Source organism: Anabaena sp. AL93 (assembly GCF_001672085.1).
Classification (GTDB): Bacteria; Cyanobacteriota; Cyanobacteriia; order Cyanobacteriales; family Nostocaceae; genus Dolichospermum; species Dolichospermum heterosporum.
This window is the reverse complement of the sequence record NZ_LJOU01000026.1, coordinates 1-14256: the sequence shown is the minus strand read 5'-3', so window position 1 is coordinate 14256 and position 14256 is coordinate 1. Positions and strand designations below refer to the sequence as shown.

Below are 14256 nucleotides of genomic sequence, written 5' to 3'. Positions count from 1 at the left end.
GAAAAATGACAGAACCAAGTTCCCCAAATACAAATAACAGCAAAGTCAGGATCATTACAAAAGTTTTAACATCAGCGATTAAGCTTTGGTTAAGAAGCCAATTAAATCAAGTATCTCATTTAGAGGTACAGATTACAGCAAGCGATCGCCAATTGCTGTCTGGTTGCATTCCTGGAGTATCCATTTCTGCTAGTAATGCCGTGTATCAAGGTCTTCATGCTACACAAATTGAACTTCAGGCAGAACAGATCCAACTGAATGTGGCTTCAATTTTGAAAGGACAACCTTTGCAATTATCAGCAATAGTACCTGTAGTTGGTAAGCTGATAATCGCTGAACAGGATCTTAATAATTCTCTGTCATCTCCATTATTATTAACAGCTATAAATGATGTACTGATTCCACTACTAGCAGAATATAGCCTAAATTTCAAGGACATTACTTGGCGAAGAATCACCCTTGACAATCAGGTATTGATCCTGAATGGTATCCCAGTCTCTGAGATAGAAGGGGCATTTTTCAATATTTATTTAGGCTTAGAACTACTCAATGGTCAAGAACTACAATTAACACAAGTTAAAATCAAGACTGATCGGGAGGTGCTTTGGGAAAGGAATTCTCCTTATATTATAAATCTGGGAACAGATGTTGATATCGCCAAAGTTTCTCTGATACCGGGACAACTCAGTTGTTGTGGACGTATTAACATTAACCCATAATCATTAAAAAATCAAAATTCAATATTCCCTGAATTTAGTTTAAATTATATGGCTATTGTGAGTGATGTGGGCAAGTAGAGATTAAATCTTATCTTAGTTCCTGTTACAGCGTTTTTTCTAATAAAGGTAAAAGTAATGTAACGAAATAATACACTAAAGGAGCAGTAAAAATATAGCTATCGGTGCGATCTAAAATCCCTCCATGACCAGGGATCAATTGTCCTGAATCCTTGACACCAGCATCACGTTTGAGCAAAGATTCTGTTAAGTCACCTAACAAACTAGCAATACCAATAATTAGACCCAATGTGAAACCAGTGATTAACCAGTCGGGAAAATTGAGAAAGTAAGCTCCTGTGATCGCAACAGCGACACTAGCACTAATGCCAAAAACTGCACCTTCTACGGTTTTTTTGGGACTAATATCTGATAACCGAGTTTTCCCGAAGAATTTACCAAAAGTATAAGCGCCAATATCCGCAGCCCAAATACATAAGAACGTGAGGATAGTCGCAGTTAAACCTGTGGGAAAGGCAGTCAAATTGCCTTGTCCGATATCTTGCCAATTAGATGGCCAATAACCACCTAAAGGTAAATTACTGCTAATAGCATGATCAATTCCCCGTAACCTGACCCAGTAACTTGGTAAGTAACCTACATAAAACAAACCCATAATAGAAGCGGAAATATCCGCAATGGTGGCTAATTTGGGTTGAAAAAGTAGGTAAAAACAAATAAGCGTCCCGGCTATGGGCATAATTGCATCAGCTAAACTACCATTCAGAGTACAAATTGCCAGTAGAACTTGACTAACAATCATGGTAGTTTTAACTGAGGGTGTTATGCCTCTAGAGCGAACCAAATTAAAATATTCTTGTTGACCTAAAAATACGACAATAGCGATCGCTATCGTAAAATACCAACCCCCCAATAGGGTTGCAGATAGCGCCATGATAATTGCAACAATTCCACTAATAATTCGAGACCAGGGCATAGGGTAATATTTGGGATTTTAGATTTTGGATTTTGGATGCAACCCAAAACCGAAAACCGAAGGAATTTAACAATTTGTGGAAGTCCCCAGCTTCAATGTACTCCTAATGTGGGGATGTGAGCAGGGGATGACGAATCGCCAGGATTTTTCGGTAAGATATCGTGTATCTTGACCACCAATGCCGTAAGCGAAAACCAAGCTGATAGGTAAGTGTCGCCAGAGAAAGATTTGGGTCTTGGGAATCAGGACTCCTGCCCTTGGAGGGAATGTCAGACCCATAGAACTATGGAGTTCTAGCGGCTATTCCCGATGAATTGGGAAGCTCCGTCCGTTTTACGGCGGAGTAGTTCACTCTAGTTTCTCACCACTGAGAATGAAAATGGGATCGGCTGCTACAAATGTTTGAGAATAGCCCCGTGTTTCTAAGCGATTAACTGCTGATTGGACAACTTCAATATTCCTAACTCTTAACTGAGAAAAGCTTTGAGAAATGGTATACAGATTTTCTAGATTAGCAGCAGTGGCGACCACTCGACCAGATGTTGGTAAATACTGCCATGCAGCTTGGACAATATCCTGTATGGCTTTTCCTCCCTCAATGCAGATGCGATCAGGTGCTGACTTGATTTGGTCTAAGCATTCTGGAGCGCTACCTTCAATGACTTCGACATTTTTGACTTCAAAGCGATCGCAGTTGCGTCTAATTAGATTAGCAACATCCTCGTCCCTTTCGATAGCAATTACCCGTCCTTGGGGACACAATAAACCTACCTCTATAGGAATTGTACCTGTTCCTGCACCAATATCCCACAATACCGAATCAGCTTGTAGTCGTAATTGGGAAATCAACAACAATCTTAATTCTCGCTGACTCAGAGGAATACCTGGTAAATTCTCAAATAATTCGTCGGGAATACCTGGGGTGATGTAAGGCCAAAGTGGGGAAGGCATAAGCAATTAACAATTAACAATTAACAATTAAAATTTAACAATTGGAAATAGGGACGATAATTTTGGTATTAAGTAGAGTTTGCTGAAAAAGTTATCTGTGAGGGCTAGAAGTATGACCAACGCCACGCTGCGCTATCAGAAGTATGGCTAACACCACGCTGCGCTATCAGGAGGTAGGGGCGCAGGGCCTGCGCCCATTCAGGAGTATGGCTAACGCCACGCTACGCTACCAGCAAACCCTAAGTAGGTGAACACAATAAAACCAAACTGTGTAAAGAAACGTAAAATCGCTGAAAACTTCCTTACTCTTGCCTCTTGCCTTGCTATAACGACAATTTTCAACGCCAACCTACCTAATACTGACAAGTGACATCAGGAAACTGCAATGATGAACAGGGAAATATTAGCTAATCGCTACGAAGTTCAACAACAGCTAGGCAAAAAAGCTGGCAGAAGGACTTTCCTCGCTACTGATTTAGTAACTGGAAAATCGGTAATTGTCAAGTTACTTGCTTTCAGTAGTGATTTTGAATGGGATGATCTCAAGTTGTTTGAGAGAGAAGCCCAAATCTTAAAGTCTTTATCACATTCTCAGATTCCTGCCTACTTAGACTATTTTGAAGTAAATTCCTCTAAATATCAAGGATTTGCCCTTGTCCAAACTTATATACCAGCCCAAACTCTAGAGCAATATTTACAAACTGGGAGAAAATTTACAGAAATTGAAGTTAAAGAAATCGCTTCATCCGTTTTGGAGATTCTTATATATTTACATAATTTAAATCCACCAGTTATCCACCGTGATCTTAAGCCTAGCAATATTTTATTGGGAGAGCGCTCTGGTAATAGCGTTGGTTCAGTTTATTTAATAGATTTTGGTTCAGTCCAGACCGTCCTAGCAGCAGAAGGAGGGACAAGAACTGTTGTTGGTACTTACGGTTATATGCCACAGGAACAGTTTGGAGGGCGTACCGTTCCCGCTTCTGACCTTTATAGTTTAGGTGCAACTCTGATATATTTGGTAACGGGGACTCACCCAGCAGATTTACCCCAAAAGGATTTTTGCATTCAGTTTGAGCAAGCAACTAACCTGAGTCCCAGTTTAACCAACTGGCTAAAGTGGATGACACAAATTAGTTTAGAAAAACGCTTGAGTTCTGCAAGTGAAGCTTTGTCTGTTTTACAAAAGGATTTTTCCAGAGAAATCATCCCATTAGAATTAACACGAGGTGATTGGTATTGGGATAAGAATAATTGGACTCTCAAACAACAGCAGCAGCAGGACAAACCAGCGGGTAGTAAAGTTCAACTCACAAAAAATGAAGATGCTTTAGACATTACTATTCCTCCCGTTGGCTTTCAATCCTCAATGGTGTTTATGGGTTTTTTTGCCATATTTTGGAATTTATTTATCTTAGTTTGGACTATTGGCGCTCTTTCTGCACCTTTTCCCGGTAATATACCCTTTGCGTTGTTCTCCCTACCTTTTTGGGGTGTAGGTTTTTCGATGATTTACGGTATAGTATACGGCTTATTTGGTGGTGTCAGCATACATATAGATCAGCAACAAATTTCTCTTAATCACCAGTTAGGGAAATGGAAAATCCCCCGTTGTCGTTCAGTTTCCAGAGAAAGTATTAATAAACTGGTTTATACACCCCAATATTTTACTAAAGACTCAGACGGGAATAAAACTCAAGTACCTGCAAAATTGGTAATTTGGGCAGGGGTAGAAAAATTTGAGTTTAGTGTTAATAATTTTCCGATCAAATCGGTAGGACAACTGGAATGGTTAGCCAGGGAATTAAGTCAGTGGTTAAATATGCCAATTATAACAGAATAAATTCTATAGTTATACTCAAAACGGCTTGACTGTTTGATTCTAAACGTAGGGGTAAAGCAAGAGCTTCATTGGTGTCAACTTAAGCTCAAATCCCTACCACATCTCGTTCCTAGTCTCTGACTAGGAATGCAGTTGATGAGGCTCTGCCTCTAATATTATTGAAGGCAGAGCCTTCTAGAATTCATTCCCAGTCTCTGACTGGGAATGAGACGACTTGAGTTCTTTGCGGGATTTGCGGGATAGATGTTTTACGTTAAGTTGACACCAATAAGCTTTTGCTTTACCCCTACACATCTGGGTTCTTTGTCATTTGGCAAAAGTTTAAATCTCACCCGTTTTTAGTATAATTACAGTGACTCAAGAGGAAAATTATCATGTTTGGATTAGGCTGGCCGGAAGTAGGGATTATTGCCATAGTTGCTATTTTGATTTTTGGACCGAAGAAAATTCCTGAGTTGGGAGGAGTCTTGGGAAAAAGTCTCAGAAATTTACAAGAAGGAATGAAAAAATCTAATGAAGATGATCATTCAGACAAAGAAAACTTCGATTAAGAAAAACAAATTATTTCCCAGAATAAATATCTTTAACTAGTACCGTGCAGCTTAAGTAAATGAACCATTTTCAAGCCTTGTAATCAACCAATTTCCGAGCTTTTAATAGTTATCTTATTTCCGCCAACCTGTGCTATAGGACTCCTATTTGATTTTTGAACGGAACTCGGTACACCTTTATATTCTTGAATCCTCTTACCTCTTGCATGATTGCCTCTTGCCTTCCTACGTAGGAAAATATGGCTAACGCCACGCTATGCCTGATGCCTCCGGCACGCTACCGCGAACGGCACACTGCGTGAACGCTATCAGGAATCAAACCGGATTCCTATAGATATGCAAAATAATGAACTATGATATAATAGTCAGTCATTAATCATCAAATAGAAGTTACTTATGTCCTATAAAGTTAGTATTGTCATTGAAAAAGATGAACATGGCTATTATGCTTATTGTCCTGAACTTCCTGGATGTCAATCTGAAGGTGATTCATTAGAAACAGTACAAGCAAATATCAAAGAAGCTGTTGAATTATATATAGAAACATTATCAGAATTTGAGAAACAAGCACTTCAGCACAAAGACATATTAACTATGACTTTGGAGGTGAAAGTTGCCTAAACTGCCGCGACTAACTGCCAAAGAATCTGAAAAATTACTATTAAATGCTGGTTTTATAGAAATGAGAAGCAAAGGTAGTCACAGAATTTATTTTCGAGAAAATGTTAGAGTAGTGATTCCTTTTCATTCAGGTAAGATTCTACATCCGAAAACAGTACAACAAGTTTTTACTGCTATTGAAGCTTTTGCAGTTGAGAACACAGAAGAAGAAATAAATAAAGATGACTAAGAATGTAAGTATTTATAATCAGTCAACTTCCGAGGTAGATGAAAAGTATCTAGAAGCATCCCAACAGTTGCAGCTAGATAAAGAAACCTATGGCTCAGATTATATTCATCTTTATGTTGATGATATAGAAGGTGATTGGCTGGAAGATTGGGATTGGGAAGATGATTTAACAGATTATATTGATGCTTTTTATCATCATTGTGAACAGGGAAATTATCAATTTGCTTTTGATACTTTAAAGGCTGGTGATGATTTGTTAAAAAAGCTAGAGAATCGTGAAAAATGGTTAGAACTTTATAGTTATCTAGTTGAAAGGTTAGAATTACAAGAGACAAAAGAATCAAAAAATAAATCATCAAGAGATTTTGAACTTAGCTAAACAACGGATTTTAGAGTTACAAAAACAGAAACAAGGAGAAAATATGTCATCCCGTCAGATTATTAATATGACCGAGGAAAAAATTACTCTGGCAAAGTTGATTAGTGAAAAACAACTATCAAGGATTGTTTTGAAGGGCTTTAAATCTATTGCAGAATGTAATCTTGAACTTACTCAACTCAATATACTCATTGGCTGCAATGGCGCAGGAAAATCCAATTTTATCAGCTTTTTTCGCATGGTTCAAGAGATACTTGATGGACATTTGCAAGTTTTTGTTAGTCGTCAAGGTGGACCAGATACAATATTGCATTTTGGTCGAAAAACAACTGAACAATTAGAGATTGAACTATATTTTGGCAATAATAGATACCTTGCCACCCTTGAACCTACTCAAGATAACCGTCTGATGTTTTCTAAAGAGTCATTTGGCTGGAGTAGTGGTAAGTCAAAAATGCGATCGCAAGCACTAATAGGTAGTGGTCATTTTGAAACTCAGGCTTTTACTGGTACTGGTACAAAAATGGATAAATATATATTATCTGCCATGCAGCAATGGCGGGTTTATCATTTTCATGATACCAGCGACAGTGCCTATGTAAAACAAGCTGCTCCTATTAATGATAATATTTATCTACGTCCAGTTCTAAACGTATTCTTCGATGTTGTCCTGGATATGATAAACCGTTACATGGTTCTTTAATTGCTATGGATATCGGATTGGATACAATACGTAAACAGTGTCAGCATTTCGATAAATGGTTAACAAGACTGGAAAATATCAAGTAGCTGACAATTCCAACTCCATGTAAAATACATATTCCCCATTGAATATATTTATGCAAATCAATTTTCAAACCTTTACCGTTAACAAACGATTTCCCCTCACAATTAGTCGCGGGACAACAGCACAAACAACAAATATCTGGTTACAAATTACCGCAGAAGGAATTACAGGTTGGGGAGAAGCATCTCCTTTTGGCGTAGGCAACCATAGGCAATCTACGGAGAAAATCCAGGAAAACTTGCAGCAAATCATACCTACTTTACAAAAGTATAGCCCTTGGCAACGGCAGGAAATTGAGGCACTATTAGAACAAATGCAAATTCCGTCCGCAGTCAAAGCGGCTGTGGATATGGCATTACATGATTGGTTGGGTAAGCGTGTGAATTTGCCATTGTGGCAACTGTGGGGACTGGATAAAAATGTTATAGTGCCAACATCGGTAACAATTGGCATTAACTCCCCAGCAGGTGCAAGGGCAAGGACGGGAGACTGGTTACAATTTATGGATGTGCAGTTGTTAAAAGTCAAATTAGGTTCAACCGAGGGAATAGAAGCAGATCAAAAAATGCTCTTAGCGGTACGGGAAGAAGCGGACGGAAAAGATATACTTGTTGATGCTAACGGAGGTTGGAATTTAACCGATGCTGTAAATATGTGTAATTGGTTGGCTGATTTGGGAATAAAGTATGTAGAACAGCCATTAGCAAGGGGTGAAGAAGCAAATTTAGCCCAGTTAAAAAAACATTCCCCCTTACCAATTTTTGTAGATGAAAGTTGCTTTACCAGTGCGGATATTCCCCAATTAGCTAATCATGTTGATGGCATTAATATCAAATTAATGAAATCTGGGGGAATCACTGAAGCCATGCGGATGGTGCATACAGCCAAAGCCCATAATTTACAAATCATGTTTGGCTGTTATTCTGATAGTTGTCTAGCTAATACCGCCGCTTTACAACTTGCACCACTGGCTGATTATTTGGATTTAGATAGTCACTTAAATCTAATTGATGATCCTTTTACTGGTGCAGTGGTAGAAAATGGGCGAGTTTTGCCGAATAATTTACCTGGTTTGGGAGTGAAACACTGTGCGTCTGTCGCTTAATCAAAAAATAGCAATTCTTCTTCATGAGGGAATTACTGGAGTTCAAGGAAAAACAGGGTTGTCAATTTTACGCTACAGCGAGTCCCCCATTGTGGCGGTGATTGATAGAGAATCTGTAGGTAAGTCTTTAGTCGAGTTAACAGGTATTCAGCGAGATGCGCCAATTGTGGCATCTGTGACAGCAGCTTTACAGTATAAACCGGAAGTTCTAGTAATTGGGATTGCACCTAAAGGTGGTGCTGTTCCTGATGATTATTGGCTGGATATCAAAGATGCCCTCAAGGCGGGAATGTCTTTGGTAAATGGGTTACATACACCAATGGCAAATATACCGGAGTTAAATGCCCTCCTGAAACCAGGACAATTAATTTGGGATGTCCGCAAAGAACCAGCTAATTTAGATGTAGCCTCGGCAATGGCGCAAACTCTGCCCTGTCGGCGGGTGTTGACGGTGGGAACGGATATGGCTATTGGTAAAATGTCTACCAGTCTGGAATTACACCGGGTGGCTAAGTTGCAGGGTATCCGTTCTAAGTTTTTGGCTACTGGTCAAACTGGGTTAATGTTGGAAGGGGAAGGGGTGGCTTTAGACGCTGTGCGGGTGGATTTTGCTGCGGGTGCGGTGGAACAGTTGGTCATGCGTTTTGGTCAACATTACGACATTTTGCAAATTGAGGGGCAAGGTTCTCTTTTACACCCTGGCTCAACGGCTACTTTACCGTTAATTCGCGGTTCTCAGCCTACACATTTAATATTGGTGCATCAAGCAGGACAAACCCATAACCGTAATAATCCTCATATACCAATTCCAGCGTTATCTGAGGTGATTCGGATGTATGAAATTGTTGCTAGTGGTGCGGGGGCTTTTCGTCCTGTTCCTGTGGTGGGAATTGCGTTGAATACTCGGAATTTGGGGGAAGTGGAGGCGAAAAATGCGATCGCTCAAATTATAGCAGAAACTAAGTTACCTTGTACAGATCCTGTTCGGTTTGGGGCTGGGTTATTATTAGATGCTGTTATGCAGAGTTGAATATTTTTTTGCACGCAGAGGCGCAGAGGCGCGGAGAGTAGGCGTTTTATGGTTGGTGGAGTTTTATGGGAATTTCAATGATAAATTCTGTTCCTTTTCCGGGTGCAGAGATACAATCTAATTTACCACTGTGTTTATCTACGATAATTTGATAACTGATTGATAGTCCTAAACCTGTACCTTCTCCTACAGGTTTGGTGGTGAAAAAAGGATCAAATATGCGTTGTTTAATTTCGGGATTTATCCCCATACCATTATCTTTAATGGCAATTTGTACCCAATTATTATTAATGATTTGAGTGCGAATAATGATCTGGTTAGGATTATTCTTGAGTTCTGCGGTAGATAAACTTTTTTCACGCTGTTTGAGAACATCAATGGCATTACTAATGATATTCATAAATACCTGATTTAGTTGAGAAGCATAACATTGGACTAAGGGAAGATTACCATAATTTTTAATGACTACATTGCTAGAATAGCCTAACTTTTCTTGGAATCGAGTTTCTAAAATCATTAATGTACTATCAATTCCCTCATGGATATCTACAGGTTTCATTTCGGACTCGTCAAGACGGGAAAAATTACGTAAACTTAAAATAATCTTCCGAATCCGTTCTGAACCTACCGTCATTGAATCAAGAATTCTAGGTAAATCTTGAATAACAAAATCAAAATCATTGTCTTGTTTATATTTTTCAATAGTAGCTGAGTGACTAGAATATTCTTGTTGATATATATTCAGTAAATTGATAATAGATTCAGTATAATTACTAGCGTGTTCAATATTCGCATAGATAAAATTGACGGGGTTATTAATTTCATGGGCAATACCCGCAACCATTTGTCCTAAACTGGACATTTTCTCCGTTTGAATTAATTGTGATTGTGTGGCTTTTAATTCATTCAATGTTTGTTCTAAGTGCAGATTTTTTTCATTGAGTTCCTGAGTTCTTTGAGTGACTTTTTCTTCTAAATTACTATAGAGTTGGGCATTTTCTAGGGAAATAGCAGCTTGAGAAGATAGGAGATTTAATATTCTTAATCTGTCAATAGTGAAAGCACCCACAGTTAGATTATTTTCTAAATAAATAATACCAACTAATTGCCCTTTATTCAAAATAGGATTGCATAATATGGATTTAGATTGATGCTGAATAATGTATGAATCATTGGCAAAATCCTGATCATTTGTAGCATCACTAATTAATAAATATTCTTGCATATTTGCTACATAATTAATAATACTTGATGGTAAATCTTGGCTATCGTTAATTGGTGTAGTAGAAAATTTACATTCATGTTCATTCATACATTGAGCTACTAATATTAAATTTCCCTCTTTTTGCAAAATTAATGCAGATTTATTGGCGGCAACATTCTCTGATATTACCTGCATGAGAGTATATAATAACTTATCTATCTGAATTTCCGAAGCAATGGCTAAGGATGCTTTAGTCACAGTTCCTAAATCTAATAATGCAGAAACACCTGTCAAACTAGGTTTACTAATAAGTGTACTTACTTCACCGGCTGTTAATTTAGTTTTAGTTTGATTAATAATAGGTTCAAGCAAATGAGGATAGGTTGTTTCTAAACTCTCAATTTTAGCCCTAGCTCCCCAATTAGCATAACAATAATAAGCATCTATTAAATAAGTTTTAGCAATTTTCTCTTTATTAAAGCTCAGGTAAAATTTAGCTGCTAGTTCATTAGCTAGTGCTTCTTCATGAAGATATTTGTGTTTTTTAGCTCCAATAATTGCTTGGTCATAAAGCTCTATTGCTTGCCAATTGTTTCCTAACACTCTCGCTTTTTCTGCTTCTATTAATTCATATTTATGTTGAAAGTTCATGGGTGCATGAACAGCCCAATTTTTCATTTTCTCTTGATTGGATAAAACCTTTTCTAAATATTGTTTTTGTCCACTCACAGACTGCTGATCATATTCAGCTAAAAGAGATAAAGAATAATAAAAATTATATTGACTCGTAGTAACTTGTCCCACTACACATTCTAAATAAGCTTCACCTTGAATCCCATTCTCAACAGCAATACTGGTCAAACCAGAGAAGTAATAAAATATAGTTTTTGCTAAATATAATGAAAATATTACAGTTGATGCTTTAGATGCGATCAAAATTGGTAATATTTGAGATTCATCAAATAACTCACCATCAAATGTTTGTTTGGTTTCATTAATTTCTGCAAGATTAAAAACTAGCTGATACCATAGCTTATGTAGTAAAACACTACCTTCTTGCTTCAAGCTATACATTAAAAGTATATGACTTTTTAACTGCTCAAATACATAGGATAAGTTTTCACCACTGAAAATCATATTCATGTTATACATTGACGAGCAGTAACCAGAATATTCTAAATCTCCAGTTTCTATTCCGCTTTGTAAGGCTTCTTGTAAGCTACTTACTACTGTTTTGAGATGTTTTTTCCAAAATAGGACATTGCAAGCCCACATTAGCATAACTCGACATTTAACTGTTCTACCATCAAATTTATCTAATATATTTAAAGCCAATTCACCATAACGATATCCAGTTTCAATATCAGCAACAAAACCGCAGAGTATCACCCCATAATTCACATATCCAGGAGCAGAAAATGGAGAATTGCCATATTTTACTGATAGATTGATCATGGTAAAGATAATAACTGGGAATAATTCTGGATCAACAAAATAACTAGCAGCAGTCAGATTAGTTAAAATCCGCATCACCGCAAGTTTATCAGTAGCTATCATCTCTGGTAAATTGATTAAATCATCAACATTTAAGTTTTGTGGAGGTGTTTTTTCTAAATTTACTCCCAGCAAGTTGACTAAATTCAACCCTGTCTCTATTGCTCTTTGTAGTTGCATTTGAGACATATATATTTGGTCATGAAAAAATTTATATTTAGCGAAAATTGATTCAGTGTTATTAACCGGGAAATTTAAGTTAAAAACATCAAATACTGATTCTTCGCCCGTAAAAAATTTATATGCTTCATTTTGGGGAATAATCAGTTCTTCTTGCAAAGCATCCCATAATTCAGCCGCTATTTGTATTTGGGATTTTTCACAAACTATAGCCAGGGTAGATAAATCAAATTGGTTGCCAATACAAGCAGCTATTTTTAAAATATCTTGAGTATTTTTAGGTAATTTTTGTAATTGGATTTTGAGAAAATTAACAATATCATCATTATGATATAAAGCTTTGGCTGCATTTATATCACACTGCCAATAACCAAGGCTAAAATTAAAAGTAATTAATCCATCTTCATGTAATGATTTAAGTAACTGATTGGTAAAAAATGGATTACCTTGAGTGGTTCTTAAAAGTAGTTCTGTTAGGTCTTGGTTATGTAATTTCGGACAAGATAGAGTATCTGTAACTAATAGTCTAATATGAGATTTATCTAAAGCTTGCAAAATAATCTGATTAATTGTGATATTTTCTTGACGAATATCATCTAAAGTTGTGATTAAAGGATGTCCCGGATTGACTTCATTATCTCGATATGCTCCAATTAATAATAAATATTTTGTGTATTTTTCACACATTAATAATTTTATTAATTTTAAAGAAGCTATATCAGCCCATTGTAAATCATCTAAGAAAATGACTAATGGATGTTCACCTGTGGCAAATACCTGAATAAACTTACTAAATAATAAATTAAAGCGATTTTCTGAAGCATTTCCCGTCAGTTCAGGAACTGGTGATTGCTGACCAATAATATTTTCTAGTTCAGGAATGACATCAATAATTACCTGTGCTTGTTCTCCCAAAGCTGATAATATCTGAATCTTCCACTCTTGTAACTGTACTGTATTTTCAGTTAGCAGTTGTCTCATGAGACTGCGAAATGCTTGCACTAATGCAGAAAAGGGAATATTTCGCTGAAATTGATCATATTTACCAGAGATAAAATAACCTTTTTCCCGCACAATTGGTTTATGAACTTCATTAACGACAGCAGTTTTACCAATCCCAGAAAAACCTGCCACTAACATTAATTCTTTATTACCAGCACTGACGTTCTCAAAAGCCTTTAATAAAGTAATAATTTCCTGTTCTCTACCATATAGTCTGTTATGAATCAGAAACCTATCACTGATATCTCGTTTTGCTAATTCAAAGTTATTAATTTCACCTTCAGTTAATAACATTTTTTGACATATTTCTAGATCATATATAATTCCTCTAGCTGTTTGATATCTATCATCAGGGTTTTTTGCCATTAACTTAGTAATGACATCTGCTAAAACTTGAGGAATTTGGGGATTAATTTCTCTAGCATTAATAGGTTCTTTTGCCAGATGGTAATATATCAATTCTAAATGGTTTGGACTATAAAAAGGTAATTGTCCTGTGAGTAATTCATAAAAAGTTACTCCTAAAGAATAAAAATCAGTACGGTAATCTATGCCTCTATTCATTCTTCCTGTTTGTTCTGGAGACATATAGGTAAGTGTCCCTGATAATACATTCGGGCTTTTGATGTCCGCAGTTTCTTTAGGTAATAGGGAGGAAATACCAAAATCTATCAGCTTGATTTCCTGAGTTTGGGGATTAATTAGAATATTTCTGGGCTTAATGTCTTTATGAATAATTTTCTTGGCATACAAAAACTCTAATGCTTTAGTAATTGCGATCGCAATAGATATAAAAGAGTTAATATCTAATTTTTGTAAATTGGTATATTCACTCAACGATATACCACTAAAATCTTCTAAGATTATGGCATAACTATTACCATATTTTTCTAGGGCATAACATTTAATAATATTTGGGTGATCTATTTGTTGACTAATAGCAAATTGATTTTTAAATGCTATTAAATCCTGCAACCGGGGATATTCTGCGTTGAGAATCTTGATAATAACTGAAATCTGTGTTGTTTGCTGTTGACCACGATAAACTGTAGTTTTTTTACTAGCATAAATAAGTTCAGTAATTGTATACCCAGGAATAGTAACTATACAGATATTACTTTTGTTCATCTTGTTTTTTCAGAGATATTCCATCTTCAGGGGTGGGGG

At 36.7% G+C, this 14256-nt stretch carries 13 protein-coding genes; 10 read left to right on the top strand and 3 right to left on the bottom strand.

The features are described 5' to 3' along the window. Positions 1-5: 5 nt before the first annotated feature. Positions 6-719, top strand: coding sequence for a DUF2993 domain-containing protein (locus AN486_RS08850; RefSeq protein ID WP_290600220.1), 714 nt, complete (start codon positions 6-8; stop codon positions 717-719). Positions 720-822: 103 nt separating this feature from the next. Here the strand turns inward: AN486_RS08850 and AN486_RS08845 are convergent, their stop codons facing one another. Continuing rightward, complete coding sequence (locus AN486_RS08845; RefSeq protein ID WP_053539016.1) at positions 823-1713, bottom strand: phosphatidate cytidylyltransferase; 891 nt, start codon at positions 1711-1713, stop codon at positions 823-825. Between the two features lie 348 nt (positions 1714-2061). Continuing rightward, positions 2062-2664, bottom strand: a complete 603-nt coding sequence (cbiT, locus tag AN486_RS08840; protein ID WP_290600218.1) for a precorrin-6Y C5,15-methyltransferase subunit CbiT — start codon at positions 2662-2664, stop codon at positions 2062-2064. A gap of 388 nt (positions 2665-3052) precedes the next feature. Between cbiT and AN486_RS08835 the strand changes: the two genes are divergently transcribed. From AN486_RS08835 to AN486_RS08795, 9 genes are all read left to right on the top strand, one after another. After that, positions 3053-4507 (top strand): serine/threonine-protein kinase, encoded by a 1455-nt coding sequence (locus tag AN486_RS08835; RefSeq protein WP_290600262.1) that lies wholly within the window; start codon positions 3053-3055, stop codon positions 4505-4507. Positions 4508-4881: 374 nt separating this feature from the next. Continuing rightward, positions 4882-5058 carry a twin-arginine translocase TatA/TatE family subunit gene (locus tag AN486_RS08830; RefSeq protein ID WP_027400866.1) on the top strand — a complete coding sequence of 59 codons (177 nt, stop codon included), beginning with the start codon at positions 4882-4884 and terminating at the stop codon, positions 5056-5058. 396 nt (positions 5059-5454) lie between these two features. Continuing rightward, on the top strand, positions 5455-5679 hold the full coding sequence (locus AN486_RS08825) for a type II toxin-antitoxin system HicB family antitoxin (RefSeq protein WP_027400865.1): 225 nt from the start codon (positions 5455-5457) through the stop codon (positions 5677-5679). Continuing rightward, positions 5672-5908: a type II toxin-antitoxin system HicA family toxin gene (locus tag AN486_RS08820; RefSeq protein ID WP_027400864.1), complete on the top strand. Its 237-nt coding sequence runs from the start codon at positions 5672-5674 to the stop codon at positions 5906-5908. Before AN486_RS08825 ends, AN486_RS08820 begins: the two co-directional genes overlap by 8 nt. Next, entirely contained in the window at positions 5901-6287 is a 387-nt protein-coding gene (locus tag AN486_RS08815) for a hypothetical protein (RefSeq protein ID WP_053539013.1), read from the top strand. The genes AN486_RS08820 and AN486_RS08815 overlap by 8 nt, the downstream gene beginning before the upstream one ends. After that, the gene (locus tag AN486_RS08810; protein WP_290600212.1) at positions 6274-6990 is read left to right on the top strand and encodes a hypothetical protein; all 717 of its coding nucleotides are present in this window, start codon (positions 6274-6276) and stop codon (positions 6988-6990) included. Before AN486_RS08815 ends, AN486_RS08810 begins: the two co-directional genes overlap by 14 nt. Continuing rightward, complete coding sequence (locus AN486_RS08805) at positions 6942-7076, top strand: DUF4276 family protein (RefSeq protein ID WP_290600261.1); 135 nt, start codon at positions 6942-6944, stop codon at positions 7074-7076. Before AN486_RS08810 ends, AN486_RS08805 begins: the two co-directional genes overlap by 49 nt. A gap of 50 nt (positions 7077-7126) precedes the next feature. Beyond that, entirely contained in the window at positions 7127-8179 is a 1053-nt protein-coding gene (locus tag AN486_RS08800) for a dipeptide epimerase (RefSeq protein WP_290600210.1), read from the top strand. Beyond that, positions 8163-9209: a DUF1611 domain-containing protein gene (locus AN486_RS08795; RefSeq protein WP_039202759.1), complete on the top strand. Its 1047-nt coding sequence runs from the start codon at positions 8163-8165 to the stop codon at positions 9207-9209. Before AN486_RS08800 ends, AN486_RS08795 begins: the two co-directional genes overlap by 17 nt. 46 nt (positions 9210-9255) lie before the next feature. On the opposite strand, the gene AN486_RS08790 is transcribed toward AN486_RS08795, so the two are convergent. Continuing rightward, the gene (locus AN486_RS08790) at positions 9256-14217 is read right to left on the bottom strand and encodes an ATP-binding sensor histidine kinase (protein ID WP_290600207.1); all 4962 of its coding nucleotides are present in this window, start codon (positions 14215-14217) and stop codon (positions 9256-9258) included. Positions 14218-14256 lie beyond the last annotated feature (39 nt).

Excerpts from the sequence above, each read along its gene's own strand:
- AN486_RS08845 (WP_053539016.1), bottom strand. The coding sequence starts at position 1,713 with ATGCCCTGGTCTCGAATTATTAGTGGAATTGTTGCAATTATCATGGCG.
- cbiT (WP_290600218.1), bottom strand. The coding sequence starts at position 2,664 with ATGCCTTCCCCACTTTGGCCTTACATCACCCCAGGTATTCCCGACGAA.
- AN486_RS08815 (WP_053539013.1), top strand. The coding sequence starts at position 5,901 with ATGACTAAGAATGTAAGTATTTATAATCAGTCAACTTCCGAGGTAGAT.
- AN486_RS08850 (WP_290600220.1), top strand. The coding sequence starts at position 6 with ATGACAGAACCAAGTTCCCCAAATACAAATAACAGCAAAGTCAGGATC.
- AN486_RS08790 (WP_290600207.1), bottom strand. The coding sequence starts at position 14,217 with ATGAACAAAAGTAATATCTGTATAGTTACTATTCCTGGGTATACAATT.
- AN486_RS08800 (WP_290600210.1), top strand. The coding sequence starts at position 7,127 with ATGCAAATCAATTTTCAAACCTTTACCGTTAACAAACGATTTCCCCTC.
- AN486_RS08830 (WP_027400866.1), top strand. The coding sequence starts at position 4,882 with ATGTTTGGATTAGGCTGGCCGGAAGTAGGGATTATTGCCATAGTTGCT.
- AN486_RS08825 (WP_027400865.1), top strand. The coding sequence starts at position 5,455 with ATGTCCTATAAAGTTAGTATTGTCATTGAAAAAGATGAACATGGCTAT.
- AN486_RS08835 (WP_290600262.1), top strand. The coding sequence starts at position 3,053 with ATGAACAGGGAAATATTAGCTAATCGCTACGAAGTTCAACAACAGCTA.